The 25566-nt window shown below is 64.2% G+C and carries 32 protein-coding genes, 1 tRNA gene and 1 pseudogene; 15 read left to right on the forward strand and 19 right to left on the reverse strand.

All coding sequences use genetic code 11. The features are described 5' to 3' along the window. The first annotated feature begins 1178 nt into the window (after positions 1 to 1178). The 4 genes from CIW48_RS29545 to CIW48_RS29565 all read left to right on the forward strand — a co-directional run bounded on the left by CIW48_RS29545 (position 1179) and on the right by CIW48_RS29565 (position 5185). Positions 1179 to 1469: a hypothetical protein gene (locus tag CIW48_RS29545; RefSeq protein WP_149313975.1), complete on the forward strand. Its 291-nt coding sequence runs from the start codon at positions 1179 to 1181 to the stop codon at positions 1467 to 1469. Beyond that, entirely contained in the window at positions 1466 to 3010 is a 1545-nt protein-coding gene (locus CIW48_RS29550; protein WP_149313976.1) for a YfjI family protein, read from the forward strand. Before CIW48_RS29545 ends, CIW48_RS29550 begins: the two co-directional genes overlap by 4 nt. A gap of 440 nt (positions 3011 to 3450) precedes the next feature. Beyond that, on the forward strand, positions 3451 to 4545 hold the full coding sequence (locus CIW48_RS29560; protein WP_149313978.1) for a site-specific integrase: 1095 nt from the start codon (positions 3451 to 3453) through the stop codon (positions 4543 to 4545). A gap of 328 nt (positions 4546 to 4873) precedes the next feature. Then, a complete protein-coding gene (locus CIW48_RS29565; protein WP_149313979.1) occupies positions 4874 to 5185 on the forward strand; it encodes a hypothetical protein in 312 nt (103 codons plus the stop codon). Between the two features lie 3 nt (positions 5186 to 5188). Here the strand turns inward: CIW48_RS29565 and CIW48_RS29570 are convergent, their stop codons facing one another. The 6 genes from CIW48_RS29570 to CIW48_RS29595 all read right to left on the reverse strand — a co-directional run bounded on the left by CIW48_RS29570 (position 5189) and on the right by CIW48_RS29595 (position 8473). After that, positions 5189 to 5701, reverse strand: a complete 513-nt coding sequence (locus CIW48_RS29570; RefSeq protein WP_246695477.1) for a hypothetical protein — start codon at positions 5699 to 5701, stop codon at positions 5189 to 5191. Between the two features lie 281 nt (positions 5702 to 5982). After that, positions 5983 to 6360 carry a hypothetical protein gene (locus tag CIW48_RS29575; protein ID WP_149313980.1) on the reverse strand — a complete coding sequence of 126 codons (378 nt, stop codon included), beginning with the start codon at positions 6358 to 6360 and terminating at the stop codon, positions 5983 to 5985. Positions 6361 to 6417: 57 nt separating this feature from the next. Continuing rightward, positions 6418 to 6744, reverse strand: coding sequence for a hypothetical protein (locus tag CIW48_RS29580; protein WP_091788418.1), 327 nt, complete (start codon positions 6742 to 6744; stop codon positions 6418 to 6420). A 112-nt stretch (positions 6745 to 6856) separates the two neighbouring features. Next, the gene (locus CIW48_RS29585; protein ID WP_010687322.1) at positions 6857 to 7222 is read right to left on the reverse strand and encodes a response regulator; all 366 of its coding nucleotides are present in this window, start codon (positions 7220 to 7222) and stop codon (positions 6857 to 6859) included. Positions 7223 to 7386: 164 nt separating this feature from the next. Further along, on the reverse strand, positions 7387 to 7953 hold the full coding sequence (gene hpt / locus CIW48_RS29590) for a hypoxanthine phosphoribosyltransferase (RefSeq protein ID WP_149313981.1): 567 nt from the start codon (positions 7951 to 7953) through the stop codon (positions 7387 to 7389). Between the two features lie 148 nt (positions 7954 to 8101). Further along, positions 8102 to 8473 carry a hypothetical protein gene (locus CIW48_RS29595; protein ID WP_149313982.1) on the reverse strand — a complete coding sequence of 124 codons (372 nt, stop codon included), beginning with the start codon at positions 8471 to 8473 and terminating at the stop codon, positions 8102 to 8104. Positions 8474 to 8931: 458 nt separating this feature from the next. On the opposite strand from CIW48_RS29595, the gene CIW48_RS29600 reads away from it, so the two are divergent. Together CIW48_RS29600 and CIW48_RS29605 are read left to right on the forward strand one after the other, a co-directional pair. Beyond that, on the forward strand, positions 8932 to 9678 hold the full coding sequence (locus CIW48_RS29600) for an integrase arm-type DNA-binding domain-containing protein (protein WP_149313983.1): 747 nt from the start codon (positions 8932 to 8934) through the stop codon (positions 9676 to 9678). Beyond that, positions 9611 to 10519 carry an AAA family ATPase gene (locus CIW48_RS29605; protein ID WP_149313984.1) on the forward strand — a complete coding sequence of 303 codons (909 nt, stop codon included), beginning with the start codon at positions 9611 to 9613 and terminating at the stop codon, positions 10517 to 10519. Before CIW48_RS29600 ends, CIW48_RS29605 begins: the two co-directional genes overlap by 68 nt. Positions 10520 to 10542: 23 nt before the next feature. Here the strand turns inward: CIW48_RS29605 and CIW48_RS29610 are convergent, their stop codons facing one another. From CIW48_RS29610 to CIW48_RS34345, 3 genes and pseudogenes are all read right to left on the reverse strand, one after another. Continuing rightward, positions 10543 to 10740: a hypothetical protein gene (locus CIW48_RS29610; RefSeq protein WP_149313985.1), complete on the reverse strand. Its 198-nt coding sequence runs from the start codon at positions 10738 to 10740 to the stop codon at positions 10543 to 10545. A 284-nt stretch (positions 10741 to 11024) separates the two neighbouring features. Beyond that, positions 11025 to 11321, reverse strand: coding sequence for a hypothetical protein (locus tag CIW48_RS34340; protein WP_246695478.1), 297 nt, complete (start codon positions 11319 to 11321; stop codon positions 11025 to 11027). A 135-nt stretch (positions 11322 to 11456) separates the two neighbouring features. Beyond that, positions 11457 to 11735, reverse strand: a pseudogene (locus tag CIW48_RS34345) (integrase core domain-containing protein); the annotation flags it as partial. 210 nt (positions 11736 to 11945) lie between these two features. Here CIW48_RS34345 and CIW48_RS29625 point away from each other — a divergent pair. Both CIW48_RS29625 and CIW48_RS33590 read left to right on the forward strand, forming a co-directional pair. Then, complete coding sequence (locus CIW48_RS29625; RefSeq protein WP_149313987.1) at positions 11946 to 14117, forward strand: phage tail tip lysozyme; 2172 nt, start codon at positions 11946 to 11948, stop codon at positions 14115 to 14117. A gap of 61 nt (positions 14118 to 14178) precedes the next feature. Beyond that, positions 14179 to 14331 carry a hypothetical protein gene (locus tag CIW48_RS33590; RefSeq protein WP_173009447.1) on the forward strand — a complete coding sequence of 51 codons (153 nt, stop codon included), beginning with the start codon at positions 14179 to 14181 and terminating at the stop codon, positions 14329 to 14331. 85 nt (positions 14332 to 14416) lie between these two features. Here CIW48_RS33590 and CIW48_RS29630 read toward each other — a convergent pair whose 3' ends face one another. From CIW48_RS29630 to CIW48_RS29645, 4 genes are all read right to left on the reverse strand, one after another. Further along, positions 14417 to 14749 (reverse strand): hypothetical protein, encoded by a 333-nt coding sequence (locus CIW48_RS29630; protein WP_149313988.1) that lies wholly within the window; start codon positions 14747 to 14749, stop codon positions 14417 to 14419. A 190-nt stretch (positions 14750 to 14939) separates the two neighbouring features. Next, positions 14940 to 15161 carry a hypothetical protein gene (locus CIW48_RS29635; protein WP_149313989.1) on the reverse strand — a complete coding sequence of 74 codons (222 nt, stop codon included), beginning with the start codon at positions 15159 to 15161 and terminating at the stop codon, positions 14940 to 14942. A gap of 509 nt (positions 15162 to 15670) precedes the next feature. Then, positions 15671 to 15883, reverse strand: a complete 213-nt coding sequence (locus tag CIW48_RS29640) for a hypothetical protein (RefSeq protein WP_149313990.1) — start codon at positions 15881 to 15883, stop codon at positions 15671 to 15673. A 112-nt stretch (positions 15884 to 15995) separates the two neighbouring features. Further along, positions 15996 to 16343: an ATPase inhibitor subunit zeta gene (locus CIW48_RS29645; protein ID WP_149313991.1), complete on the reverse strand. Its 348-nt coding sequence runs from the start codon at positions 16341 to 16343 to the stop codon at positions 15996 to 15998. 193 nt (positions 16344 to 16536) lie between these two features. Between CIW48_RS29645 and CIW48_RS34785 the strand changes: the two genes are divergently transcribed. Beyond that, on the forward strand, positions 16537 to 16695 hold the full coding sequence (locus tag CIW48_RS34785) for an Rmf/CrpP family protein (RefSeq protein ID WP_348645148.1): 159 nt from the start codon (positions 16537 to 16539) through the stop codon (positions 16693 to 16695). A gap of 424 nt (positions 16696 to 17119) precedes the next feature. On the opposite strand, the gene CIW48_RS29655 is transcribed toward CIW48_RS34785, so the two are convergent. Then, the gene (locus tag CIW48_RS29655) at positions 17120 to 17401 is read right to left on the reverse strand and encodes a hypothetical protein (protein ID WP_149313993.1); all 282 of its coding nucleotides are present in this window, start codon (positions 17399 to 17401) and stop codon (positions 17120 to 17122) included. A gap of 240 nt (positions 17402 to 17641) precedes the next feature. Here CIW48_RS29655 and CIW48_RS29660 point away from each other — a divergent pair, with 240 nt between their 5' ends. Continuing rightward, positions 17642 to 17866, forward strand: a complete 225-nt coding sequence (locus tag CIW48_RS29660) for a hypothetical protein (RefSeq protein WP_149313994.1) — start codon at positions 17642 to 17644, stop codon at positions 17864 to 17866. Between the two features lie 607 nt (positions 17867 to 18473). On the opposite strand, the gene CIW48_RS29665 is transcribed toward CIW48_RS29660, so the two are convergent. The 3 genes from CIW48_RS29665 to CIW48_RS29675 all read right to left on the reverse strand — a co-directional run bounded on the left by CIW48_RS29665 (position 18474) and on the right by CIW48_RS29675 (position 19306). Next, positions 18474 to 18656: a hypothetical protein gene (locus CIW48_RS29665; protein WP_149313995.1), complete on the reverse strand. Its 183-nt coding sequence runs from the start codon at positions 18654 to 18656 to the stop codon at positions 18474 to 18476. A 69-nt stretch (positions 18657 to 18725) separates the two neighbouring features. Further along, a complete protein-coding gene (locus tag CIW48_RS29670; protein ID WP_149313996.1) occupies positions 18726 to 18905 on the reverse strand; it encodes a hypothetical protein in 180 nt (59 codons plus the stop codon). Positions 18906 to 19006: 101 nt separating this feature from the next. After that, positions 19007 to 19306 carry a hypothetical protein gene (locus CIW48_RS29675; RefSeq protein ID WP_149313997.1) on the reverse strand — a complete coding sequence of 100 codons (300 nt, stop codon included), beginning with the start codon at positions 19304 to 19306 and terminating at the stop codon, positions 19007 to 19009. A gap of 468 nt (positions 19307 to 19774) precedes the next feature. On the opposite strand from CIW48_RS29675, the gene CIW48_RS29680 reads away from it, so the two are divergent. Genes CIW48_RS29680 through CIW48_RS29690 form a run of 3 tightly spaced genes read left to right on the forward strand, consistent with a single transcriptional unit; the run spans position 19775 to position 20531 of the window. Then, on the forward strand, positions 19775 to 19996 hold the full coding sequence (locus CIW48_RS29680) for a hypothetical protein (protein WP_149313998.1): 222 nt from the start codon (positions 19775 to 19777) through the stop codon (positions 19994 to 19996). After that, positions 19993 to 20358 (forward strand): hypothetical protein, encoded by a 366-nt coding sequence (locus CIW48_RS29685; protein ID WP_149313999.1) that lies wholly within the window; start codon positions 19993 to 19995, stop codon positions 20356 to 20358. Before CIW48_RS29680 ends, CIW48_RS29685 begins: the two co-directional genes overlap by 4 nt. After that, positions 20349 to 20531, forward strand: coding sequence for a hypothetical protein (locus tag CIW48_RS29690; protein WP_149314000.1), 183 nt, complete (start codon positions 20349 to 20351; stop codon positions 20529 to 20531). Before CIW48_RS29685 ends, CIW48_RS29690 begins: the two co-directional genes overlap by 10 nt. A 92-nt stretch (positions 20532 to 20623) precedes the next feature. Here the strand turns inward: CIW48_RS29690 and CIW48_RS29695 are convergent, their stop codons facing one another. Beyond that, a complete protein-coding gene (locus tag CIW48_RS29695; RefSeq protein WP_149314001.1) occupies positions 20624 to 20836 on the reverse strand; it encodes a hypothetical protein in 213 nt (70 codons plus the stop codon). 943 nt (positions 20837 to 21779) lie between these two features. Continuing rightward, a tRNA-His gene (locus CIW48_RS29700) sits at positions 21780 to 21856 on the reverse strand. A gap of 220 nt (positions 21857 to 22076) precedes the next feature. Between CIW48_RS29700 and CIW48_RS29705 the strand changes: the two genes are divergently transcribed. Both CIW48_RS29705 and CIW48_RS29710 read left to right on the forward strand, forming a co-directional pair. Next, complete coding sequence (locus CIW48_RS29705) at positions 22077 to 24008, forward strand: chloride channel protein (RefSeq protein WP_246695479.1); 1932 nt, start codon at positions 22077 to 22079, stop codon at positions 24006 to 24008. Between the two features lie 102 nt (positions 24009 to 24110). Beyond that, on the forward strand, positions 24111 to 25202 hold the full coding sequence (locus CIW48_RS29710) for a tartrate dehydrogenase (RefSeq protein WP_149314002.1): 1092 nt from the start codon (positions 24111 to 24113) through the stop codon (positions 25200 to 25202). Positions 25203 to 25566 lie beyond the last annotated feature (364 nt).

Genomic DNA, 25566 nt, shown 5'->3' on the forward strand with positions numbered 1-25566 from the left:
AGGAGAGGCTCCGCGTTATCGGGAGTTTTTTGAGATGTTCTAAATGAGTCCGCGCGTTCGCGTCGCATACATCTCTGCAATCACCGGGCACATCAGCCAACCGCGGCAACGTCATTTTAGCGACAGGGGTATGTACGCGCACAGTTTACTCGTGGAGGTTCGGGACTTCAGCAATGGCCTACGTTAAATACCGACTTCAACGTTAAGCTCAGTCGCGCGAACAAGTCGAGCTGTGTCGCCGGCATGCGAGCGTACGGCCGCAGGTGAGAGCAACACGCGTGGCGCTCGCCCGCGGCGAAAATCGATGAACCCCTTCTGGGCTTTACGTACAGCACAGCTCCAACGATCTGTCAGCCAGCACGGCGGCAAAACACATCTGCTGTCTGAGGTGCAGCTCTCGGGGTTTCCGGCATCAGCGCCTCGTTCAGGCTCATGCCGAGTACGACCGTCAGCAGACAGGGTAATACTGCAGCCACGAGATTGAGCGATTGGCACTCCGCAGAGCGTTCCCGGCGACCTTGATGCACGACACTAGGGCTAGTTTTATCAGAGGTATTTGATGTCGCATGAAAGCATCAATCTCGTGGTTGGCGCGATATATTCTCGCGGGTTTACTCAGAAAGTGCTTGGAATATAAAAAATTCGTCTTCTTCTCTGAAGGCGCGCGTGTAGAAATTCCATGACATTGCCGAGCTTATTTCTGGATATATTGCTTTAGACAAGCTTAAAGCTGGCCTGCCATAGTTTTTCGTACTACGAAAGTGGGCATTTCTTCTTTCGGTGTGAGGATTGGCAACTTGACTGCTGTTTGAGATGCAGCTAGGGCATGACGCCAACGTAAAACTCCAATAGCGAGCTTCTAGATCGAAATGAAATCCTTAGTCCTCCAATCTACACTCGCAGCACCCTGACAGCGGCGGTTCTAAGCCGCAGTCGCGACATGCAATTAAGACTGTAGGGATGCCCGACGTTCAGGTGCCCATCCTGAGCAGGTCTGCGGAGCTTTGCCTACTCTCGATCTCCGCAGCCTTATTGCTGCTTCGCAGACGACTTCGTCTTAGCCCGCTTAAGTGACCCGCGGCCAAGATACCGCCAGTTGTATTTGCGGAAGTGGTCCGTGGCAGACGCAATATCTGACTCTGAGTTTGTCCCAGGCCCCGTAGGAAGGTGCTCTGCGTATGAGTAAATCCTCTTTCAGGCCCGAAGATTTTGCCTATGGCGATCCGGATAAACTTCGAGCCATCATCGCAGAGTTGATGGCGGCTATCGCCATGCGTTCCAATATGGCTGGAGATTACGCGTATCTGCGCGATGATGCTGGCCTTCAGTACACCCTTCAATGCGCTGCGGCGGAACTCCGGGCCGCGCTCAATATCTTCGCCGACCTGAAAGACCAGAAGCAGCGTCTCAAGAAACGCCAGCCTTCTCCGGTTCGGCAGCCAGCCTCTCAGAAGAGGACAAGTGAGTGAACCAAGTGGCACACTTCGCTTCTGAGCTTGATCGGCTCAAGCCAAATAGCGTTGGCAGGGGCGAACCCGACAGGCGCCGCGACAACGGACGATCCGACGAGGGGGCAGACCGCCTGCCGCTGTTCTCACCGCTGCCACCTTCTAGGCCGTTCCCGGTGAACGCCCTCGGCCCCGTTCTCTCCGAGGGGGTCAACGCTATCGCTAGAAAGGTGCAGGTGCCTTCAGCAATCGCCGCGCAATCTGTGTTGTCCGTGGCATCTTTGATTGCTCAGGCCTTAGCTGATGTCCGAATGCCTTACGGTCAACTTCGGCCACTAAGTCTATTCCTGCTGTCGATCGGCGGATCTGGTGACCGGAAGACCACTTCGGATCAGGAGGCTTTACGCCCGCTGACGCAATGGCAATCTATTTTAGACGAAATCTACCAAGTTGATCGGCAAAATTGGCTGGTTGAGCACGCGGCTTGGGTTGCGGAGCATAAGAAAATTGGAGCTGATAGGAAGCTCGGATTCCTGGACCGGAAGATACGGCTTTCTGAACTCGGCCCGGAACCTCAGCCGCCGCTGCACCCGTTCATGATTGTGCCTGAACCGACCTTCGAAGGTTTGGTGAAAAATTGGTCGGAGTTACATCCCTCACTCGGCCTGTTCACCACCGAAGGAGGGGCCTTCCTCGGCGGATTCAACATGTCGGCCGAAAACAGGCTCCGGTCCGCCGCCAACTTCAGCCTCCTGTGGGACGGCGCTGCGATTACTCGTCTGAGAGCGCATGATGGGGTGTTAAAATTAAAGGGCCGGCGGCTCGCGCTACATCTCATGATACAGCCCAGTGCGGCGGCTGAGTTTCTAAGCGACGCGGTACTGCGCGATCAGGGGCTACATTCGCGCATTTTGCTCGCTGCGCCCGATAGTATAGCCGGAACGCGGTTGTACCGTCCGGTATGTAAGCGCGACGAGAATCAGATTTGCCGATATCAGGAACAGCTGCTTGCGCTGCTGCGGTCAAATAAGCCGGTGGCCGATGACCGTACGCAAGGCCTAGTGCCGCGTGCGCTGCCGATGAGCGCGGCAGCGGAACAAATCTGGCGCGACTTCCACGATGACGTCGAGAGACGTTTAGGCGCCGGCGGTGACCTCATTCCAATTCGTGATTTGGCGGCCAAGGCCGCGGAGCACGCTGCACGCATCGCTGGTGTTCTGACGATTGTGGCGAATGTGCATTCTTCCGAGATCCTCGAGCGGGTCATGATCAATGCCGTCGAAATCACAATTTGGTATCTCGGGGAGGCGCAGCGGCTTCGAGGCGCTGGTCGTACCGATCCAAAGCTCCTCAACGCTCAGGCGCTGCTAACTTGGATGCGTGATCAGCCCGACGGGATCTGTCGATTCCGTGATTTGGTCCGACTCGGTCCGGTCACTGCGCGGTCGGCTGAGACAGCAGAAATCTCTCTCAAGATACTTAGCGCTCACGGGTGGGTAGTGGAGATTTGCCCTCGTCCGCGCACTTTCCGGGCTTACCCGGAGGAGGTCGCGGATGGTTAGTTCCGCATGCATAACGATCGGAATTGTCGCTGCGACAGTTGCGACACATCACGACCTTACCCCCCTGACCGTGGCAAGTGTCGCAACTGTCGCAAGAGCCATCTGCAGGTTCGCAGTTTTTGCGCGCTTATACGGCAACGAGGCTCCATGTCTCGTTATTGTGACGTGCCTTGTTTCAAAGCGGCCGCCAACCCGTTGCAGGGAAAGGCTTCTTTGACCTCTAAGGCTGGAGGCTATGTGAGGTTCCGGAGCATTAAGATCCCGAACCGCGAACGCGTCACTATCGCCGAAGCTGCAGCGATCCTCGGCGTTTCGCTCCGGGTGGTACAGCGGCTAGCATCCAAGCGTCAGTTGCCCACCGCCGCGAAAGTTGGTCGGCTGTGGACGTTCAACGAAGCGGCGATCCGCGCCTGGCTTGTTGAACAGGAGAGCAAGCCACCATGCCAACAGATCGAAAGAAGGCCCCGGAGGGCTGCTACTGGCGAGGTAGCACACTCTGGGCGCGCTTTACCATCGCCGGGAAGGAGTACCGGTTCAGCCTCAAGACAGGTGATCCAGTCATTGCGCGCAGCCGCCAGGCCGCGGAGCACGCACGGATAACGGCCGCCGCCTCATTCGGTGACGACCGTAAGCGTTGGGAAGACGCGTTGGAGGAGTGGGGCTCCTACATCGTCCATCATATCGGGGAGCGCACGTTCAAGCGATATCTCGGCTCGCTCGAGGTCCTCGATCCAAACCTAACAGGCATGTTCGTCGACGAGATCGACGACGACACCGTGGCCGCGATCATCAAGGCTCGGCGCGCCAAGAAGGTGACTACCGCCACCATCCGCCGCGATCTCACCGCGCTGTCGAGCGTGCTGGCATTCGCGGTCGACGAGAAATGGCGGCGCGGCAATCCGGCGCTGGAGGCGCAGCAGAGCCGGCGCATGAAGGAGCGGCGCGACCCGATCGTGTTGCCCGAGGATCGAGACATCGCCATCGCGGTCGACCGAGCGCCCGGAAACTTCAAGTTCCTGATCCGGGCGGCCCTGCTCACAGGCTGCCGCCAGGAGGAGCTCGTCACCCTGGAGCGCCGGCATGTCGATCTCACGCGCGAGGCGATCTCGGTGCTCGGAAAGGGCAATAAGCGAAGGGTCGTTTCTCTATCCGAGGAGGCAGTCGCCCTGTTTCGGGAGATCCCGGTCAGCATGGTGACGCGGCGGGTGTTCTGGCACTCGGACGGTCAGCCGTTCCGGAATGTCGCCACGCGCTTCAGCCTGTACGGGCGGCAACTCGCCGAGGAGGCGGCGAAGAAGGGCGGCGAGTTCCGGCGCTTCCGCTTCCACGATCTGCGGCACCGGTTCGCCGTCGACTACCTGCGGATCGGGCGCGGCGGCATTTACGAGCTGCAGCACGAGCTCGGCCACACGAGCCTCAAGGTGACCGAGGGCTATCTGGCCTTCCTCACCGCCGAGGAGGCTCAGGCCGCGAAAGAAGCCGCCGCACAAAAGACGGCACAGGTGTATCGGTTTTCACCGACCGACAACGTCTAAGTCTAAGATGGTGAAATGGAATTTCCCGAAGCGCGTGAGGCCGGTATTCGGTTTACAAAACCGCTGCACTACCGCTGTGCTACACCGGCAGGCGCTCTGAAACCATTGAGGAAATTGGCGGTTTCGGAGCGTCAGAGGCGCTTTTGACTACGTTTGAGGGCGCTTCGTCAAGGCACCGATCTCGGCAGATTCCGGCCCCAGCGCTTCCGCACCGACCTTCAGGCGCGCGCAATGGACCGCCTGGAGACCGGCGGTGCAGCCACCCGCCTGGCGACGAACGCTCGGCTCGCGCGTTGTCGGTGCGGACCGCCTTCGCCTGGAGTGCTCGATGCTCGCCCGATCCGCACTGCTCTTCATCGTCCTTACGTCGAGCGCACAAGCCGCCGCCTTCGACGACCTGAAAGGCTATCTGGCGTCCTGCCTGCGGTTCGAGATGAACGGCGCCGGCCCGCACCAGGGCGCCCCCCTCTCGTCCAGGATCCGCTCTGCGCTGGATCGATGCTCCGACGACGTCGCTCGTCTCGAACGGGCGGACGGGCGCCGTCTGCGTGGCGATGGCGGGATCAGCCCGTCGACCAAGGAGGTGATCCGGAGCGTCGTCGGCGGCGGTGAGAGCGGCTTCCGCAGCGTTCGGTACTGACCGCTACGGAAGCGGCCGGTTGCGTCCGATCACCTCTGCCAATGCCGGGAAGCCGCCGGTCAGTTCGGCCGTGCCGATCCAGTAGCGCCGCCCGAACATCCGGTTCAGCCCGGACACAAACCGGGCCTGCCTCGTCCACGGGAGATCGGCATCCGCTTCAGGATCGATCTCCAACTGGTACGAGCAGGCGGTCAGGACCCTCGTCGGCTTGACGGCTCGAATGGCCGCCCAGGGGATCCAGTCCGTTGAGAGACGCCGATCATAGATGCCGCGGGGCCCGACAGACACCACCGGTCCGTGCTGACGCAGCCTGGAGCCCCACACGATCGCGCCGAAGCCGAAGAACACCAGGCCGAGATACATCTCGAACGCGCGAAAGCTGCCGCGTGTGGCGACCTGATCTCCGCTGCCGGAATGAGCCAAGATGATCCAGGCGCAGGCCGCGGCGAAGCCGCAGGATCCCAGGAACAGGGCCAGCGTCCGCGCGGACGAACGATAGATGTCGACGGGCCGCATAGGGATCCTCCACCCCTGAAACGTTGTGTTTACCGCCCGGGCTTGGGGCCCGAGGTGTGGCCGGACACGGCGATCACCGAGGGCCGCGATGGAGCGGGGGACCCGCCGTCACGCCGCGGCTTACGCACGGATCGAACAGGCAGGTGCGGGGACGCGCGACAGGCATTCGGTGGACACGATTGCGGCACGCAGGCCGTGCGACATGGGCTCGCCACGCGCCGGCTATCGGCTGCCGTGCCCTCCGCTCAACCCGGACGGCGCCGGACCTGCGCGGCCCGGCTTCACCGGCCCGAGCGGCGGATCAGGCTCTTGAGGCGCTGGTCGGCGGTATCGAGGCGCTCGGCGATGCCGCGCCGGATGCACTTCCCGACGGAATCGCCCGCGTAGAACCCGACCGTTTGATCCTGAGTCCGGCAGGACTGGATCGGCGGCCAAGCCACCACCCCGGCGACGACCAGCAGCACGACCAGGCAGTCGACGACGAGCCACCCCTTCCAGCCGAGCCGGAAGCCGCGCACCCGCGCGGGCGCCCGGCTCCGGCGGGCCGGCCGGTTCGCCGCGTCCGGACCGACCCGCGCCATGCGGGCGCGGAACTGGGCCTCCTCGATGGCATCCGGGGCACGGCTGGATGAGGCGGGGAGGAGCGGGCGGCTGGACATGGCGGCCTCACAGGAGACGGTTCGGGGCGGATCGGCGCGGCGCGATGCGCCCAGGACTCAATTGATGAGCCGCTTCAGGAGCGCGAGATTCTCCTGAATCGAGAGGACGTTGCCGAGCATCTCGGTGCGCGCGCATGCGCCGGTCCCGACGAGCCCGAGCCAGCCTGCCGCCGGAGGGGCGCTGCAATCGGCGAAGCTGCCGTACAGGAACAGCGCCGCCGGCACCGCGAGGGCCGAGAGCTTCATCAGCGAGACGAGCCGTCCGAAAACGCTCTTGCGCGGACGCCGTGTCTCCCGATCCTCGTCCCAGGCCCCGTCATCCGGCTCCCAGGCATAGCGGTCCGCTTGATACGCCGCGTCGATGTCCCGGTCCCGGCGATACATGGCGATCGTGTGCTCGGTCTGATCAAGTCAGTCCGAGACTGCCACGCTTTCGTGAAGCCCAACCTAAGGGAAATGTTTAAGTTCGGCTGAACGGGCGGCCGCGCCGGCCGCTTCAGGCGGCGAGCGCCCGCTTCACCGTGGCGCGCAGATCCGCCAGGGAGAAGGGCTTGGTCAGCACGTCGGTGACGATGGCATCGAGCCCGCGCGCGCGCTCGCGCTGATCGGCGAAGCCGGTCATCAGCAGGATGGTCAGGTCGGGGAAGTCGCGCTTGGCGGCGAGGGCCAGCGCGATGCCGTCCATGAGCGGCATGCGGATATCGGTGAGCATCAGATCGAAGCCGCCATCGGCCTCGTTGAGGCGGTCGAGCCCGTCGCTGCCGTCGTTGGCCGTGACGACCGCGTGGCCGTCGATCTCGAGCCCCCGCTTGAGGAAGCCCCGGACGGTCTCTTCGTCATCCACCAGGAGGATGCGCGCCATGTGGTTCCGTAACCGTCCCCGAAATCAGGCGTCATCCCGCTGGGATGACGCGAGCGCCCAAACGGCGACAGACACAGACGCACTCGCCATCTGTCAAGACGCCGCGCGTCGAAATACCCCCGGCATCGCGTCGCGGGGCGAAAATGCCGCGCTGCCGCAGGCGATCAGGCGTCGAACAGATCCGGGGCGTTGTCGCCGTAATCGACGACGCCGACGAAGGGGAGCTGACGGAACGCATGGGCGGCGTCCATCCCGTAGCCGACGACGAACACGTCGGGGCAGGTGAAGCCGACGAAATCCGCGTCGATCGTCACGGCGCGCTTGCCGGGCTTCTCCAGCAGCACCGCGGTGAGCACGCGCCGGGCGCCCCGGGCCATCAGCAGGTCTTTGGCGAAGACGACGGTCCGGCCCGATTCCAGGATATCGTCCACGAGCAGCACGTCCCGCCCGCGCACCTCGCTCTGCACGTCGCGCAGGATCTCGACCTGCCCGCTGGAGACGGTCCCCGTGCGGTAGCTCGACAGGTGCACGAATTCGACCTGCGGCGCGAGCCCGACCCGGTGCAGCGCCCGGAGCAGATCGGCTGCGAACATGAAGCTGCCCTTGAGCACCGCCACGACGAGGAGGTTCTCGGGCCGCGCGGCCTGGATCTCGCGGGCGAGCTCGTCGTTGCGCTTGGCGATGGCCGCCTCGTCGAACAAGGTTCGGACGCGCCGTTCAGGGATGCTCATCTCTCGTGTCCCGAAGCCCGGTCGCGGGGCGGTATCCGCCGCGCTCGGAGACGGTCTTAGCGTCCCGGGCGCGCGCGGGAAACTCCGGATCCGAAACGACCACCCGGCGCCGTCATGCGGTGCGGCCGGGACCCGCGCGATGACGGTGTCAGGCTTCGGCCGCCGGCCGGAACGGACGGAGCAGACGGGTCAGCCGGCGCCTGCGTGGCGGGGTCCTGCCCGTATGGGGCTCGGTGGTCAGTTGCGGCTCCGGCTCCTTCGCATCGTTCGGCTCGCTCCGATCGTTCGACCGGCCACGATCGTTCGATTCGCCATGCCGGACCTGCTCCAGCACGTCCGTCACGATGCGGGGGACGGGGCGCGCATGCTCCTCCAGGAGCAGCGAGGCGGTCCAGAGCCGGCTGGCATTTCCGAGCGGCAATGTCCCCTGCCTCAGGCGCTCCATCAGCATCCGGTCGGCCAGCGAGGCCGCAAGGGCGCTCACGATTTCGAGCTGATCCTGCTGTGTCGTGGTCTTCATGTCAGTCTTCACGCCAACGAAGATAATTAACTCCCATTGATGACTGTATGCGGCCAAATAGGGCGATTCTATAACATGCGCGCCTTGGGAAGCCGGCCGTGTACAGTTCGGCTTCGGCGCGGTGCACCCGCGTCATCGGGTTCGGTGCGCGCTGGCATGGGCCCGATCCGACCGATGGCCGCGTGCCCGCACACGCAAAAGGGGCTGGCGATCCGCCAAACCTTGCGCCGTCGAGCTGAATGGATGGTACCACCGCCCCGGCTCGAACGGGGGACCCCCAGATCCACAATCTGGTTAGGGAGCAAAACAAGCCCTAACATTCAGGTGGTTCGGGAGCGGTCAACGGCTTTGCCAGACCTAGCAAAAACTGCCATTGTGATGCTTTGTTAGTAACACTGGAGTAACAGGGCACAATTGCCCGTTTCTGTTACCCCTGGTTACCCTGGAGGATCACCAGAGTGGCAGCGCGAGTCCTCACCGTGCAAGCCATAGAACGCCTGAAGCCAGATGCTGCGCGCCGGCTGGAGATCCCCGACGCGACGCTGCCGGGGCTGTATTTCATCATCCAGCCGTCCGGCGCGAAAAGCTGGGCGGTCCGGTACCGGCATGGAGGCCGGACACGGAAGCTCACCCTCGGTGCTTACCCGGCTCTCGATCTCGCCAAAGCTCGAACCGACGGGAGGGCGGCCCTTCATGCCGTGCCCCTGGGGCAGGATCCGGTCGCGGAGCGCAAAATTGTCGCACCGTTGCCGACGCGGGATTTGGTCGGCTCGGTGATTGAGAGCTTCATCGAGCGGCACGTGAAGCCCCGGAACCGACCTCGCACGGCTGAGGAAACGATCCGGATCCTGCGGACCAAGGTGCTGCCGGCATGGGACGACCGGAAGATCCAGGATATCGGTCGCCGCGACGTGATCGAGTTGCTCGACGGGATCGTGGATGCCGGAACGCCTGTGGCAGCCAACCGCACGCGCGCGGCGCTGTCCAAGTTGTTCAACTGGGCGACCGATCGCGGTGTCATTGACGCGAACCCGTGCGTGCGGATCAAGGCGCCGGCAGCCGAGACGAGGCGCGACCGAGTCCTGAGCGACGACGAATTGCGCCTGCTTTGGCGGGGACCTAAACCTCGAAGACCCGATGGAGGAGATCGAGCGCCGCGTCGTCGCGATCTGCCTACACTACGGCATCAAGCCGGCCGAGGTTGAGGGGCGCCTGTTCCTCAACTCCGGCCGGACCACTAGCATCGTCATCGCCACCACCACCCGCGAAGGCACCAAGGTCGCCGAGCCAGTTGTGGAGGGGCTAACCCGCGCCGTCCTCGACAACAGGATCGACGTAGCGGTGATTGATCCGTTCGTTAGCTCGCACCGCGTGACCGAGAACGACAACCCCGCCATCGACATCGTCGCCAAGGCCTGGAACCGCGTCGCGGAGGAAGGCCGCGCCGCCGTCGAGTTAATCCACCACGTCCGCAAGGGACAGAGCGGGTCCACAGGCGAGTACACGGTCGAGGACGGCCGCGGAGCCGGCGCATTGCTGGCGGCCGCTCGCAGCGCCCGGGTGCTCAATCCCATGACCAAGGAGCAGGCGGACCGCGCCGGGCTGCCGACAAACCGCGGCTACTTCCGTGCCGACAATGGCAAGGCGAACCTCGCCCCGCCACCCGAGCGCAGCGAATGGTTTCACCTCGTGCCGGTCGACCTCGGCAACGGCCCCGCGGACTCTGTCGACGGTGGCGATCACGTCGCCGTCGTCGAGCCCTGGCAGTGGCCGGACATGCTTGAGGGACTGACCGTCGATCACCTCCGGAAGGCTCAGCGCGCAGTCGCTGAAGGCCGGTGGCGGGAGAATGCTCAGTCCAAGGAGTGGGTCGGGATCCCGATAGCCAGAGACCTCGGTATCGAACTCGACGCTGCCGGAAAGAAGCGCGTCCAAGCCATGCCCAAGGTCTGGATCGAGACCGGCATGTTCGTGGTGGTCACCGGCAAGGACAACAAGGGAATGGACCGGCCATACATTGAAGTCGGCGAATTGGCGGCCGACTAAGAGTCCTGAGCGTCAGTTCGCCGTCAGCGCCCAGCTTCCACAGCCGTCTCGATCATCTCGAAGGATACTCGCTGCGGCCAATGGGTCATGACACTCCAGCATGAGACGCAGCGGGCATCGTCCTCCGTCAGGATGTGTCCGCCGTCACCGGTGGCAGCATAGACGGAACCACAGGCTTGGCATTCGAGGCTTTCGCCGTAGTCGTAGTCGCTGATTTGCATCAGTTCTCATCGCACGCGCGCTCGATAGAACCAAGGGTCCATTCGACGCTGCGGTCATTCATGTGGCCGTTTCCTCCACACCTCGCCCAGACGCTCGCTGCCCTCCCCACCACCACCCACCCCCTAATCAAGGGGGTGGGTGGTGGTGGGGAGTTCGGAACAGGGCTTTTTACCCCCACTTCCACACCTTTCCACACCTCACCTTTCAGGGTGGGGAATGCGGAGGGGGCTGAGAGAGAGCGCCCGCGATGGAAAATGAGCAGCGGTCGCTGCGACAGAACAACTCAGCGCCAGTTCAAAAAATCATAACAATGAATAACACAGCATAACAGCGGAAATTGTCCGGCATTAGATGTCGATACCATTGCTATTGCTGGATTGTCATCAAGATAGCACTGTAAATGCCACGCAAATGCAACGCGGTGGACTGCACGATGCCTAACCCGCTCCGACGAGTCGCATTGCTCCGGCTGAAGGTCGAGACAGACCTCGCCCGAGCCGTAGAAGCTACCGCCCGCCAGCGCGGCCAGACCATGAGCGAGTTCACGCGCCAGAGCCTGCGTGCGCATCTCGCCCGTCATGGTGTGCGGCTCAGCCCGGATGACGGTCCCCGCACCCCGCCAGCCGCTCCCGCCCTCGCTCGTGCAGCTTGAGGGAGATCGACATGAACCTCCCGATCGCCAACATCCGCCAGGACCGACACGTCGCGTCCTACGTCAGCATTGGCCGGAGCCGTCCTGACCTGAAGCCCGTGGCGCTGGATACGCCGCGGACTGACCGGACCGGTATTTTGGACCGGGCCATTTGCGAGGCGACTGCATGGTCGCTGCCATGGGTAGCCGGAAGGCCCGATCCGGGTCGCTGACAGGCGCGGGCGGGCGGTAGCCTAACGACGAATGCGGGCGGACGCGGTTGTCTGTGTTTCGCCATAGACCGATCACGATCTGCGCTTCCTTCAGCGAGTAGAAGATCTCCTGACGCAGGCACGCATCACGGTGGCTTTGTTCGGAGATCTCCGCTTCCTTGCAGGCCAAGGCCAAACTCTTGCCCTGGGCTGTCTGCACCTCGATCTGGCGCAGCTTGAGCACAACCTGCTCCGCGCTCGTCTTCTGACCTCGCTTCATCCCCAACTCCTCTGGTCCAGGCTGATCCTCTCAATCAGCCCGGTCCAAAGCCAGCCGGCCAGGTCACGGGTATTCCAGTCGGTGGCCGGCAAGTTCGGCGTGTCGGGTGATGCCTCCTCGGCGGCTGCGAAGACCTTCTCTCAGAACATGCGCGACATCCGCCGGGGCGTCGGCGAAACCATGGGCTTCCTGCAGTCGCAGAACCAAGTGGTCGCTCAGTTCGCCATCAAGCTCAAAGGCACCACGAACAACGACGAAGCCCTCAAAATGGCGGAGGAGTTCATGGAGCAGATCCCGAACGCGGTGGACCGCGGCCGCTTCGCCGAGAAGCTGTTCGGCAACATGGATCTGGGCCGGCTCGGCGACAAACATCTCGGCGCGATCCGGGACCTGAACGCCAAAGCCGCGGAGAAGCTGGGTCCGCTCGATCCGAAGACCGTCGAGTCTGCCGAGCGGTACGAGCGGGCGCTCGCTGATCTGCGTTCGTCCATGTCGCGGATCGGGACGACGATCGCCTCCGAGCTGATGGAGCCGGCCGAGCGGTTCACATCGTGGATCGACGACATCGCCTCCGGCAAGCGGAAGGATCTGATCGACGGCGTGCGTAAGGGCATGCACGACATCGGCGACGAACTGGGCAAGATCGACTGGAAGTCAGCTGGCCAGAGCGCCGAGCAGATGCTCACGAGCACGACGATGCTGGTGAAGCCGCGGGCCGAAAGCGTGAAGGAGATCGCAGCCGCGATCAAAAGCTTCAACGAGGGCAAGCCGGCCGAGGCCTTGCGGCACCTCGATGGCGCTAGCGGCCCGCTCGCCCGCCGGCTCGCACCGATGGTGGGTGATGACGAGATCAACGCTCAGGAGAACGTCGACCGGCTGCGCAAGCTGCGGGATGTGTCGAAGGATGCCTCGCAGCACCTGATCGGCCGGACGCAGCAGCGCATGGGGCTGCTCGACACGCAGGAGGTCGCGGAGAAGAAGCTGGCCGACGCCGAGGCGGAGCTGAGCCGCCTCAAGGCGCGCACGCCCGAGCAACGGCAGAAGGACTACGACCAATCGACAGAGCGCCTGCGCAAGTCGGTCGACGGCCTGAGCGAGCAGCTGAAGACCCGGCAGGAAGCCACGGCTCAAAAATCGAGCCTGGACGCCGATGGTCTATTCAGTGATGCCAGGGTTCAAGCGGCTTCGCTCGGCAGCGCCCGGATCTGCGGTGGCCCAGGTGGCACCGGTCCAATCCCGGAGGCTCAGCGTGACGCGGCCCGCGAGGCCTTCCGGAAGTACTTGATGAAGAAGGTCCCGGGCTACGACGGTGGGGCCATGGTGCCGACAGAGCCCGACGGCCGCATCCCTGGGCTCGGTGGTGGGACGCCTCGGTTGCCAGGGATTGGCGGCGATGGCGGCAAGTCATCTGGCGAAACTGATGATCAGGTTACGGTCCACGGTCACCGCTGGAACCCGGGCGCCAGCACTTCCGCAGGTAAGGCGCGCGTAGGATCCTGGCTCCAGTTCCTCCAAGCCCCTATCAGCCAGGGTGGTATGGGCGCCGATCTGGAGACGGCCCGTGCGATCGTGGTCGGGATGCAGGGTGAGTCGGGTGCCAACCTGAACCCGAAGGCCGAGGGTGACTATAAAGATCCGAAGCGAAGGATTGGTCCGACAGCGTTCGGCACGGCGCAATGGCGGCTTGAGCGTTTTGAGGCTTTGAAAGCGATGGCCCCGCGCATGGGCACTGACTGGACCGATCTCGGGGCTCAGCAGCAGCATTTCCGGAACGAGACGCTGAACGGTCGCTACCGTGGGGTGTGGAACCGTATCCTGCAGGCGCCGAGCGGCGAGCAGAAGCTGCAGGAATTCATCGGCGGCTTTGAGCGGCCGAAGTATCCGGCGCTTGCCTATGATTTCCGGAAGCCAAACCTCGACCGATTGCGGCGCCAGGGGGCTGGAGCAGTGTCCGATCGCTTGCCCGGCATGCCGCGCCCAGATGTCGGCCAGGCCGACGGCGAAGGCTGGGCGTCCCGGGAGAAGGCCTGGCGAGCGTTCGAGGCGATGCAGCAGGGCGAGGGTCGGCTCGTCGCCTCTGCTGGTCGTGCCGGAGTTGTGGGCGGGCAAAAAGTCGAGGTGAATGGAAGCGTCACCAACGTGATTGAGAAGCCAGGGCCGGAGACGCGAGTCCGGTCTTCTGCTTCTGGCAACCTATTCAAGGATGTGGTGCTTCAGCGAGGTCGGACGATGGCTCCGGCCGCGGGCACCTGAGATCCTGTAGGGGAACGCAGCGGATCGCGGAACGTAGCCTTCTGCAACGGAGGCTTTCCCCATGATGCAGGCTGACACCCCGATGCCGGGAGAAGATCCCGGCGCTTTGATCGAGGATCCCTCGCGCCTCGATGAGATCGAGCCCTCACCAAAGCCCACCGTGCCGGAAGAGGACGATCCCGAAGTCGAAGACACAGAGGTTCAGCCAACTTGAGCGGCTGAGGATCGAGATCCGCCCGCCCGGCTATCCGGTGCGGGCGGCTTCGAGACCTACCTGGCTGCCCCGTGGCTAATCCCAATTAGCAGCTCAGCTTCCGGCCTTCCGCCATCCCGACCTTCCGGTAGTGTTCCAGTCCGGACTTGATTGCCCGACCAATGACCGCTCGGCGCACGTCTGGATTGCAGCGCAGATACTCCTCCTCATTGAAAGCGTAGTCGCCACGCCTGCCTCGCGAGCCTCGGTCATCATCGCGATCGTAACCCCGGCGGTCACGATCTCCGTAGCCTCGATCGCGGGAGCCGTAGTCGCCCCGATCGTAGCCGTAATCGCGCCCGCCGTAGGGTTGCGCCAGGGCTGGAGCCACTCCGCTCAGTAACGCCAGGCCGAGGACGGTCGCCGAGATCACCTTCATGTCGCATTCCTTGCTGTTGAGAGTCTGGAACGCTTTCGGCGGAAGGTGGTTCGCTGCCGGCTACCATGCCTGACGCTCGGGTCCCGACCTCGACCGCTGGAAACCTATTCCGCGACGTGGTGCTGAGCCGAGGGCGGATGATGGCTCCTGCGGAGCGCTCGTGATTTTGATCTGCGGAATGGCGGCCGCATCACGCCTTGATCGGCAATCGGGCAACCAATGAACCGGCCTCGTCCCTCACGACCAGCAACCACGTCTCTCCAGGAAAAGCTTCGGCGATTTCCTCAGCCATCTCACTGATCACCTTGCGCGCCTCGTCCATCGCTTCTTCAAGGCTGGCGGCCTCGACACCTTCCTTATCGGAGATGGTTATTACGCCATTCTCAAGGTCGAAGTAGAAGCGCTCAGACAACTAGATCGCTCCACTAGCTGCAGCCCTCGTGAGGACTCATTGGCTCGGCAGCCCACTCTCGGCAGATCGGTTGGCCGCACAAAGCAGAGATAAACCTTAATAATTCTGAAACGTGAATTCGCCGGCTGAGCTACAATGATGTCGAGATTTTTGCCACGCGATCCATTACAGATACTGAGGGCCGCCCGCTCAACAAGGCCGTAAGGCCGCTGAAGTGGCGCTCCTTGCTTGGGGCACAGCCATGACGAAATCTGATGAGTCAGATAAGGTTGACGACAATCGGGGCTTTCAGCGCAAAGAAAAGCTGCGAGCCCATATCAGAAGTGTGCTGCTAAAAACCAGAGCGTGATCGGCATTTCCGCTGCTTGCATCCTTATACGTGTACTGAAATATTTCTTTGGTAGCGGGCAAGAAAATTGCTCCTTTTCGGCTGCCGCTCGGCCAGCGGCAACCTGTCCCGCGACATCGTGCAGACCCACGGGCGGCAGATGGCGCAGGCGGATTGAACTTCAGCTATCGATCTGTCCGGCAGTCACTTCCACGATCTGGCCGGCTTCGTCGAACACCTGAAAGGCCGTCTCAATCGAGCGGAGCTGAAGCTCCGGAACGCGAGCGGTCCCCGCATCCCATGCCTCTCGCAGACCGGCAAACGTGCCATCCAGCTGTTCGGTCGGGGGAGGCTCGCCTTGGTTCAGGAACAGCATGCGGACGGTGTAGGCCATGCCTCACAATGCCATGCTCATGCCCCTCGGCAAAGTCTCATGCCTTGCAGAACCATGGGCAGCCGATGGCAAGGGCGGATTAGCCTTCGGCGCCATTCCTTCGCGGTAGTCGCTAGTTACGCTGAGGGGTTGGGCCAGCCATCCGACCATCCGCGAAGCTGCGCTGTGCTGAGGTCTGAACCATCTCGGCTTCCAACTCCGCGAGCGGCACTTCCACACCGTTGGCAGCTAAATCCGCACGGACACGCTCCAGCAACGCAGCAGGCTTCAATCCCTCGATCCTTGCGGCGATCAGTGCCCGCGCATAGGCCTCTGATGTCATCCCATCCAAACCCAGCAAACGTATGGCTAAGTCCGCGACCGCTCGGATGCCAGCGATGTGGTTTGTGAACCGCATCTCCTCGCCATGTATATAGATAAGCTCGGCCGCACGCTCGCGTTCTTCGAATGACCTCAGCATGGCTAGGCCCTCACAAAGCTAAGGCCACTACCCATACACCGATTTTTCAGCCTCGCATATACCGCGACACCTTCGCGGTGGCGACAAACTACTGGCAACAGTCCGAGGATCCCCGCAGACTTCCCGCAGGTTCTACCTTCAAGACGGTCTCTGCCTGAAGGAGGGTGACATGGATATGCGCCAGCCGCCGATCATGAAGGCCATTTCTGAAGGGGCTCACGCTCGCGCGATCAGGCGCTCCAAAGACGCATGCCCGTACCCAGCGAAGTCGCCAGAGCGTAGAGCTTGGATGGAGGGCTACGACGGCAGGCCCTGGAAGGATGGGCCGGATTGCCCGATAGCCGACGCCTGAATAGTCAGAGCGTAGCGCATCCCGGCCGGATGACCCTACGATCGTCTGTCGATGCCGCACGTAGCCCTGCCCGCGAGCCGATCAGGATCCAGCGCGCTCTCGCGCCAGCCGCAGTGCTCGTAGCGTCGCGGTCCGCTCGTCGACAGCTCGGCGCTCAGCTTCGACCTCGGTCCAGACTTCGTTTGCTCGGTCGTACCTTTCGGCAGCCTTCGCCGCCTTCGTCTCACGGTAGCCTTGAACATGGCTGGGGTTCTCGGACATCGGCGCTCCTCTCAACCTATGGGCGAGAGACTTAGGGCACGTTTTGCTTACGTCAGCAGGCGCGAAGCTCTAGGTTGCATCGGAAGCGGCCTTCCGTAGCTGCGCCCTCGGCCCCTCGCCGTTCTCGTCGATGAAGATGCCGGGAGCGGCTCCGAGGACGGCCTCAGCGCTCAACCGGGCGCGCGAGCAGGAGGGCTGATTTGACTGCAGCTCGCTTGCTGCCTGGTCGGGCAGTCGGCTCTTTGAGAGTAGCTGTTGCGTGCCGATCGGCCTTCACCGCGGCAGTCAGATCGACGACGCAGCCCAGAGCCAGTTTGAACAGCCCGACTCGTGGGTTGGCGAGGAAGGCATTTACCGCGGCATCGATATCGGTCTGCGTGATCGCCTTAGCCTGGAGTAGATCGCCGACGCTCACCAGATCCGGTTTAGGCTTGGCCACTTCCATCCGTCCACGCCATCCTCAGAGTTACTTTCAACCCCTCACAACGGCTTCGCGTTCAGCACTTCTTCCACGAGGCGGCGGATGGCTTCGGCTCCGCTGAGCGGGCACAAGCCTCAGATTGTCACCGCTTGAGCAGTAGCGGCCTGAACTCTCCAGATTTGCGCGAGGTTTGGTTCAAGCGCAGCGAGCGCATGGCCGTACTGGCTCGACGTTCTAACAAGCCAGGCGGCGAGGAGAACGTCCATGGCTACAAAGACTGAACGGATTGAGCTCGCCCAAGCCGCTCTCGACGCCTACATCCATGCCGAAGGGGCTGCCCGGCGCTGGATAGGCGGCGTGCCAGCGTGTGATGTCGTAGATCTCATCACGGACCTGCTGCTACTCGCGAAGGCCAAGGGTCACGACCCCTGCTCAGTGCTCACCAGGGCTAAGAGGCACTTGGAGGCGGAGGCTTCGGAGCGGTGCTAGAGCGTTGAGCGTCGTCAGCGCTCATTTCAGATAACCCTTCGCCTTCAGGTGCTCGGTGGGGATCTGGCTCACTGCAACAGCCTAATCGTCATGGTTGCGCTCGTGATGAAAGCAGCCGCCCCGAAGGCCGCGACGCTGAACCACCACAGCACGCGGTCAACCACGGTCGGTCGGAGGTATTCCGCGACGGGATCGCCGACCCACTCAATCTGGTGTGTCGGGTCAATAAGCAGCAGCCGGTTTAGGCTTTCCGGAAGTGGACGCACTGACCCGTCAGAGGTGTGTCGATCCCCGGCCATGCTCTTCCTCTCTCTACGACCGCCTTGCCTTCGGGTGCTCGATGAAGATGATCTCAGGAGGTAGCCTTCTCCCGTGCTAGCCGCATCGCTCGCAGCTTTGCTGTCCGCTCTTCCATCTCGCGCTTCTCAGCGTCGAATTCCTTCTGAGCCTGTTCCGCCTGCTGCTGACGAGCTGCGTCTCTCGCGGTCGGTGTCGACAGTTGGCCGCGGGCATTAAAGGGCAGCTTAGACATCTGGCTTGGGATCACCCTTCAGATAGCCCTTGGCCTTCAGGTGCTCGGTGAGGGCTTCGCCTATGGCGTCGTGCATCACGGCTTTCTGGACCCCGCCTTGGCGGCATCCCGTTCGAGGCGCGCAGCCTTCAGGCGTGCGGTATTCTGGTCGGCGGCACTGGCCATCGGCTGCTTAGAGGTATTATCGCCAGGACGATCTTGCGTTTTTGCAAACGCGGCCTCAGCCTGCATTCGCTGTTTGCTGTGGTTATCGGCCATGTAGTATCTCTCAGTTTAAACCTTCCGGATCCTCGCGGTGCCGAAGGTAACCCCTGGCCGGTGAGCCAGTCAGGAAGCGTCATTCTCGCGCGCTAGCCGGATCGCCCGCAACCGTTCGGTGCGCTCGTCAACGGCCTTGCGCTCCTCCTCGATCTCTTCCCAAACTTCAAGCGACGTAGCCTCGCGGGTCTCCGCTTTCAGCTGCGAACTTGTGCGATCGGAATAGCGGGAAGCCTGGAAGTGAGACATGCACCTTCTCGTTGACCAGCGTCGGGCCGAGATAGGGCACCAATTCGAGCCGTCATCACCAACTCGCCGCCATCGAGTCCTCGACGAGGCGAGGCTGGAGTTCAGCGAGGGACCACCTTCAATTCGCCGGACATCCACATGTCGCCCACCATCGTGGACATACAGGTCGACAAGGTCTGGTAGGACGGTGTCACCAGCATGAGTTCCCTCACGCATGCAGTTCGGACGCTGTCGGGCGTCTCCGCCCATAGCGCGCGAACATGGCCTTCAGCCTTGGCCTCGCTGTCGAGACATTGCCGCCCGAAGGCCTCGTCATCCACGAGTTCGGCAGTCGTAGTGCAATAAGCCGTGCCATTGATCGTTGGCAGCTGCTCATCTGCTCGGGCGGAGATCACCGCCAATGCGCTCCCGGCTACCGCATAGGCGAGAGCGCAGCGCATTACGATCGCTTCGCCTTCAAGGCTTCTTCCACGAGGCGGCGAATGGCTTCGGATCTAGAGGGCTTGTCGGGTTGAGCCTCACGCCAATCGTCAATGCCATCGCGGAGGCCGTCCGACATACGGAAGCCGTACATCGGATCGCGTCCTGTCGCCGGGCGGCCGCGCTTTTTTGGTTCAGCCATAATTGACAGGTGCATGTTTTAGGTTTAGCAAAAAAGGCGAGCCGGAGCAAGGCTGGAACCCTCGCTCACGGCCCTAACCACCAACCGCACCAGGAGTGCTGTTCATGGCTACCCACCACCCTACACCGCCCCTCGGCGGCGGTGAACGCCCGCGCTTGCCTTCAGCACAGGTAGGACCGGTCACACAGGCCATCCGCAACATGCGGGCAGCCGACGCGAGCGCTCCCTCCCTGAAGGGAGGCCGCACATGAGCGAGCGCAATCCGGCTCTGACGTACGTCATGGCTATGGAGGACCATATCCGCACCATTGAGCGGATCGGGCAACTGCTCCTGTACCTCGGCGAGCGAGACGGCGAGATCACGGCGGACGCGCTCACCGTGCCCGCCCGTCTGTTGCTGGACCATAGCCACGACCTCAAGCTGCATTTGGGGGATGCGCTCGACGCTTTGAAGGGAGCTCAGTTATGAGCGGCCGCACGTCCCGTCGCGCCGCGCTCGGCGCCATCCTCGCGGCCCCGCTGGCATCCGTGCCGGCTCTTGCCGCTCCGACCTCCGACCTTGCTGCAGTTTGCAACGCTGCGGCCGCTAGGTGGGCTTGGGTCAAAGATCCAAACCACCCAGACGACGCATGGCCGGATGAACGGATGGATGCGGAAATCGACCGCTTCATGATCGTCGTTCAGCGGTCCATTCAGGAGCCAAGCCAAGGACTGCGAGACCTCGCCGCGAAGGCGCGCCTCATCATCGCCGAGCACGATGACGGCGACAAGTATGAGGGGCATCGCGCGCTCATCGCTCTCTTGCATGAGGTGGTGGCGCTATGCGGCTGATCTACGCCTTCCTCGCGGTCCGGATGCTCCGGCTCGCCCGCTTCGATCTCGCTCGGCACGACGCGCTGATCGCCGATGCAGATGCTGCTCTCGCCCAATCGCGGGAGCGGGTGCGGCTAGCGGAAGCCCTGGCAGCTCGGGCGGATCTGCCGTCGCTGGCAGCGATGCGCTGACGATGTGCGTCAGCTCGCACAAGAAAGGCCCGGCTGCGGGTGACACCGCGGCCGGGCCTCCAGCAGGGTCGCCAGTAGCGACTGCCTGGCTGCTACCTGCGGTGGCGGAAGTGCCGATGCATAAAGCGACGTTCCGCGCGATGCATGCGGCGGATCGGGTGCCAGCGAACGTTGGTGATGCTGTCCTGGGCGCCAGTGACAGCCGCGGCTGGGGCCGGGCTGAGAGGCGCGGCCGAGGCCGGCATGGTGAGGGCGGCGGTGCCGAGCGCGGCCAGCAGAGCCGCGGTGATCATCGATGTGCGCAAGGGGTAGTTCCTCTCGTGCCGCCACCGGAAACAGTGGCGTCTCACGAAGCCGCGGTGCCGATCGATGGTTCCGGAGTTGGGGTTACGAAATGGTCAGGCTTGAACGCCGCTCGCGCATCTGTGGCGTTGGCAGGAACTCGTCAGCATCCACGCCCGCCCTCGGTTGGGGGGACGAACGTCTGGGCGGGCGTGGCGGTCGGGAGAAGGCCCGACGCGGAGCCAACGCAAAAATTATGCATCCACGCCCACCATTCAGGGGCTTGAGGGGTCCACCAGGCGGCGGGCGTGGAGATCGACCGATGTCGACGAGGCCGAAATGTTAAACTCAATCGAAGCGTTCGATCACGTTTCTGTGTCCACTGCGCATCCGGTGCGGACGGCAATGGGTCAACGCATCCACGCCCGCCCTCGACAGCTGAGGGGCACATCTGCAGGCGGGCGTGGACGGCCAGCCTGAAGCCAGCGGCGGCGGCCTAATGTCTGAACTGGTACATTTCAACCCAAAAATCGCGCCCCCCCGAACGCCGCTCGCGCATCAGGTGCGGGCGGAAATGGACAGGCCTCTACCCCCTACGAAATCCAGCCGAGGACCGTCACTAGGTGATCGGCTTGAGCACGGGTCAGCCCTGAAGCGACAGCGGCGCCGTTGCGACAGACGGCATAGGTCCCGTCGGCGGACACACGAATTTTGATGGAGGCCATGATGCGAAGCCCGCGATCGTGTCGCGGCCGATGTCGAAGGCTCGTGACGAGCGGGCTGTGATGTGGCCCCGGCTCCCGCATGGAAAAATGCGGCGGACCGCCTCAGGCCTCAGGTCTGTGGCAGGAACCAAAGCAAGTCCCGCTCGCGCGTCCGGTGCGGGGAAAAGAAAACCAGGGGTCGCTGTTACCCCCAGCGTTACCCCCGGCCCACATTCGAGCTGTCTGAAACCAGCTAAGTCCTTGGTACCACCGCCCCGGCTCGAACGGGGGACCCCCAGATCCACAATCTGGTGCTCTAACCAACTGAGCTACGGCGGCACTGGCGCGGGGTGTATCGTGGGCCGCGGCAGTTTTCAAGGCGATGTGTGCACGGGATTTGGACTCCGTGGATAGAGCCGTCCGGGCCCCTGCGCCCGGGAGACGCGCGGCCCCGGGCGCGCCCCCGTTTGCAACGGGATCGGGCCCGGCTGTAACTGCGGCGTCAAGGCCGATGCGTCGGCCTGGCCCATCGGACGGACCGGAGGCGAAGAAGCGGACCGTGAGCGCGCGACAGCCAGCGGGCGCCGCCGGTGGGGGCAGGGCACCCGGCGACGGATCAGCCGATGCCCCGGCTCGGACGGCTGCCCGGCCGGACCGACGGGCTCGTGGGCGCTGGGCCGGAATCGGCCTCGTCCAGGCGCCCGGACGGCTGCGCAGCCTCGTCCGCCGCAGCGAAGGAGGGCTCGTCGCCCTCGCGACCCTGGTGGGCTGCGTCGCCGGCGTGGCGGTCTCCGCCATGACCTGGATCACCCAGAGCCTGCGCGAGGTCCTCTACCAGCTGCCCGCGGGCGCGCGTCTCAGCGCAGTCGATGCCGTGTCTCCCGTTCTCCTGCTCGTGGGCCCATGCCTGGGCGGCGCCGTCCTCGGCCTGGTGATCGTCGCCGCCAGTTACATCCGCGGCCCGCGCAAGCGCCCGGCCATCGACCCGATCGAGGCGAACGCCCTGCATGGCGGCCGGATGTCCCTGCGCGACAGCCTCTATCTCGCCTTCCAGAACGTCATCTCGAACGGGTCCGGCGCCTCGGTCGGGCTTGAGGCCGGCTACACCCAGATCGCCTCCGGACTCGCCTCGCGGTTGGGGATCGCCTTCGAAGTGCGGCGCAGCGATCTGCGTACCCTGGTGGGCTGCGGCGCCGCCGGGGCCATCGCGGCCGGCTTCGGCGCGCCGCTCGCCGGGGCCTTCTACGCCTTCGAGCTGATCATCGGCACCTATTCCATCGCCACGCTGACGCCCGTCGTCGTCGCCGCGCTCTGCGGCAACCTGATCTCCCGGTCGCTGATCGCAGCCCAGCCCCTGGTCGACCTCGGCGACATGCAGGCGGTCACGACCTCGCATGTCACCAGCCTGGAGATCCTGCCGAGCCTCGCCCTCGGGCTGGTCTGCGCGGGCCTCGGGATCCTGATCATGCGCGGGGTCACCCTGGTCGAGCGCCTGGTCCAGGCATCGGGCGTCCCGCGGGTGGCGGCACCCGCCTTCGGGGGCCTGTGCGTCGGCGCGCTGGCGCTGCTGGCGACGCCGCAGGTGCTCTCCGGCGGCCACGGCGCCCTGCACATGCATTTCGCCGCCGAGGGACAGGGGCACGGCATCGCGGTCCTGGCCGGGCTGTTCGCCGCCAAGGCCACGGCCTCGGCGATCTCGATCGGCTCGGGCTTCCGGGGCGGCCTGTTCTTCGCGTCCCTGTTCCTCGGCGCCATCGCCGGCAAGCTGTTCGCGGCCCTCGCCCCCGTGCTGGTGCCGCCGCTCGCGGATTTCGGCCTCACGCCGCTCGCCTACGCGGTGATCGGCATGAGCGCGCTGGCCGTGGCGGTGATCGGCGGGCCGCTCACCATGACGTTCCTGGCGCTGGAGGTCACCGGCAGCCTGCCGATCACCGGCGTCGTGCTGGCGGCGGTGATCGCGTCCTCGCTGACCGTGCGCAAGACCTTCGGCTACTCCTTCGCCACCTGGCGCTTCCACCTGCGCGGCGAGAGCATCCGCAGCCCCCACGATGTCGGCTGGATCCGGTCGCTCACCGTCGGCCGGCTGATGCGCCGCAATCCCGGCACCGTGGCTCTGGACACGCCGTTGCCCACCTTCCTGCGCGCGCACCCCCTCGGCTCGCCCTCCCGGGTGATCGTCGTGGACGGGCGCGGACGCTATGCCGGGATCGTGAACGTGCCGGAGGCGCACGCGGCCGCCCTGGATTCCGCCGCCGACGCGCGGCCCGTGCTCGCCGACCTGCTCCTGCAGGCCGACGCGTTCCTCACGCCGGGCATGAACGCCAAGGATGCCGCCGCCGCCTTCGACCGGACGGAGAGCGAGGCGCTCGCAGTGGTCGAGAGCGTCGAGAGCCGGAAGGTGCTGGGCCTGCTCACCGAGAGCCACACGCTCAAGCGCTACAGCGAGGAACTCGACCGCCAACGCCGGGCGATGGCCGGCGAAACCGACTGATTGTCAGGCCGGCCTGTTGACCGGATCCCCTTCTCCGCCACCCTGGCGCCCACGACCGGAGCTTGCTGCAAGGCCCGGTATCCGAGACTCTTGAGAGGACCCATGGCCGATCAGACCAGCAGCCCGCAGCGCCGCTACCGCATCGCGGTGATCCCCGGCGACGGCATCGGCAAGGAGGTGGTGCCCGAAGGCGTGCGCGTGCTGGAGCAGGCGGCCAAGCGGCACGGCTTCTCGCTCCAGCTCGACTGGTTCGATTTCGCGAGCTGCGACTATTACGAGACGCACGGCCGGATGATGCCGGAAGACTGGAAGGCGCGGATCGAGACCCACGACGCGATCTATTTCGGTGCGGTCGGCATGCCCGAGCGGGTGCCCGACCACATCTCCCTCTGGGGCTCGCTGATCCTGTTCCGGCGGGAATTCGACCAATACGCCAACCTGCGCCCGGTGCGGCTGATGCCGGGGGTGAAGTGCCCGCTCGCCGACCGCAAGCCCGGCGACATCGACTTCTGGGTGGTCCGCGAGAACACCGAGGGCGAGTACTCGAACGCGGGCGGCCGGATGTTCGCCGGCACCGATCGGGAGTTCGCCCTGCAGGAAACGATTATGACCCGGCACGGGACGGACCGGATCCTCAAGTTCGCCTTCGAGCTGGCCCAGAAGCGCCCGAAGAAGCACCTGACCTCGGCCACGAAGTCGAACGGCATCTCGATCACCATGCCGTACTGGGACGAGCGGGTGAAAGCGGTGGCCGAGGCCTACCCGGACGTCCGGTGGGACCAGTACCACATCGACATCCTGACCGCGCATTTCGTCCTGAACCCGGACCGGTTCGACGTGGTGGTCGCCTCCAACCTGTTCGGTGACATCCTGTCGGATCTGGGGCCCGCCTGCACGGGCACGATCGGCATCGCGCCGTCCGGCAACATCAACCCGGAGCGGGTGCATCCCTCGGTCTTCGAGCCGGTCCACGGCTCGGCGCCGGACATTGCCGGCCAGGGGATCGCCAACCCGATCGGCCAGATCTGGTCGGGGGCGATGATGCTGGAGCATCTCGGCGAGCACGCGGCGGCGGCCGAGATCGTCGGCGGGATCGAGCGGGTGCTGTCCGAGCGGACGCTGCGCACCCGCGACCTCGGCGGCAACGCCGACACGCAGGCCTGCGGCAAGGCGGTGGCGCAGGCGCTGGGGTAGGGGCGGTTTTGGCGACCGTGCTTCAGTCTGAGGGCTGCGCAGGATGAGGCGTGGGTCCCCTCTCCCGTGCGGGAGAGGTCCGGTCGCGCAGAGAGCCGGGTGAGGGATCGGGTCTGTCCGGAGAGGGCGAGAACCCCTCCCCCCTACCCTCGCCCGCACGGGAGAGGGAGCCTGTCGCGCTTCGCTCCGCCGAACGGCAGGGTTCAGCGCGGCCGGCGGCGCACGCTCACGACGTTGCTGGCCGGCTCCGCCTTGCCGGAGGCTGCCGGCAATGTGTCGAGGGCTGTCTGGACGATGGTTTTGGCATCGAGCCCGGCCTGGGCGTACATCTTCTCGGGGCTGTCGTGGTCCTGGTAGGTGTCCG

It is taken from the genome of Methylobacterium sp. P1-11, from assembly GCF_008329595.1.
Lineage (GTDB): Bacteria > Pseudomonadota > Alphaproteobacteria > Rhizobiales > Beijerinckiaceae > Methylobacterium.

Bases quoted from the DNA above. Each gene is read 5' to 3' on its own strand.
- CIW48_RS29545 (WP_149313975.1), top strand. From the start codon at position 1,179: ATGAGTAAATCCTCTTTCAGGCCCGAAGATTTTGCCTATGGCGATCCG.
- CIW48_RS29560 (WP_149313978.1), top strand. From the start codon at position 3,451: ATGCCAACAGATCGAAAGAAGGCCCCGGAGGGCTGCTACTGGCGAGGT.
- CIW48_RS29565 (WP_149313979.1), top strand. From the start codon at position 4,874: ATGCTCGCCCGATCCGCACTGCTCTTCATCGTCCTTACGTCGAGCGCA.
- CIW48_RS29570 (WP_246695477.1), bottom strand. From the start codon at position 5,701: ATGCGGCCCGTCGACATCTATCGTTCGTCCGCGCGGACGCTGGCCCTG.
- CIW48_RS29575 (WP_149313980.1), bottom strand. From the start codon at position 6,360: ATGTCCAGCCGCCCGCTCCTCCCCGCCTCATCCAGCCGTGCCCCGGAT.
- CIW48_RS29580 (WP_091788418.1), bottom strand. From the start codon at position 6,744: ATGTATCGCCGGGACCGGGACATCGACGCGGCGTATCAAGCGGACCGC.
- CIW48_RS29585 (WP_010687322.1), bottom strand. From the start codon at position 7,222: ATGGCGCGCATCCTCCTGGTGGATGACGAAGAGACCGTCCGGGGCTTC.
- hpt (WP_149313981.1), bottom strand. From the start codon at position 7,953: ATGAGCATCCCTGAACGGCGCGTCCGAACCTTGTTCGACGAGGCGGCC.
- CIW48_RS29595 (WP_149313982.1), bottom strand. From the start codon at position 8,473: ATGAAGACCACGACACAGCAGGATCAGCTCGAAATCGTGAGCGCCCTT.
- CIW48_RS29605 (WP_149313984.1), top strand. From the start codon at position 9,611: ATGGAGGAGATCGAGCGCCGCGTCGTCGCGATCTGCCTACACTACGGC.
- CIW48_RS29610 (WP_149313985.1), bottom strand. From the start codon at position 10,740: ATGCAAATCAGCGACTACGACTACGGCGAAAGCCTCGAATGCCAAGCC.
- CIW48_RS34340 (WP_246695478.1), bottom strand. From the start codon at position 11,321: ATGACGGGCGAGATGCGCACGCAGGCTCTGGCGCGTGAACTCGCTCAT.
- CIW48_RS33590 (WP_173009447.1), top strand. From the start codon at position 14,179: ATGATGCAGGCTGACACCCCGATGCCGGGAGAAGATCCCGGCGCTTTG.
- CIW48_RS29630 (WP_149313988.1), bottom strand. From the start codon at position 14,749: ATGAAGGTGATCTCGGCGACCGTCCTCGGCCTGGCGTTACTGAGCGGA.
- CIW48_RS29640 (WP_149313990.1), bottom strand. From the start codon at position 15,883: ATGGCCTACACCGTCCGCATGCTGTTCCTGAACCAAGGCGAGCCTCCC.
- CIW48_RS29645 (WP_149313991.1), bottom strand. From the start codon at position 16,343: ATGCTGAGGTCATTCGAAGAACGCGAGCGTGCGGCCGAGCTTATCTAT.
- CIW48_RS34785 (WP_348645148.1), top strand. From the start codon at position 16,537: ATGAAGGCCATTTCTGAAGGGGCTCACGCTCGCGCGATCAGGCGCTCC.
- CIW48_RS29655 (WP_149313993.1), bottom strand. From the start codon at position 17,401: ATGGAAGTGGCCAAGCCTAAACCGGATCTGGTGAGCGTCGGCGATCTA.
- CIW48_RS29660 (WP_149313994.1), top strand. From the start codon at position 17,642: ATGGCTACAAAGACTGAACGGATTGAGCTCGCCCAAGCCGCTCTCGAC.
- CIW48_RS29665 (WP_149313995.1), bottom strand. From the start codon at position 18,656: ATGGCCGATAACCACAGCAAACAGCGAATGCAGGCTGAGGCCGCGTTT.
- CIW48_RS29670 (WP_149313996.1), bottom strand. From the start codon at position 18,905: ATGTCTCACTTCCAGGCTTCCCGCTATTCCGATCGCACAAGTTCGCAG.
- CIW48_RS29680 (WP_149313998.1), top strand. From the start codon at position 19,775: ATGAGCGAGCGCAATCCGGCTCTGACGTACGTCATGGCTATGGAGGAC.
- CIW48_RS29685 (WP_149313999.1), top strand. From the start codon at position 19,993: ATGAGCGGCCGCACGTCCCGTCGCGCCGCGCTCGGCGCCATCCTCGCG.
- CIW48_RS29690 (WP_149314000.1), top strand. From the start codon at position 20,349: ATGCGGCTGATCTACGCCTTCCTCGCGGTCCGGATGCTCCGGCTCGCC.
- CIW48_RS29710 (WP_149314002.1), top strand. From the start codon at position 24,111: ATGGCCGATCAGACCAGCAGCCCGCAGCGCCGCTACCGCATCGCGGTG.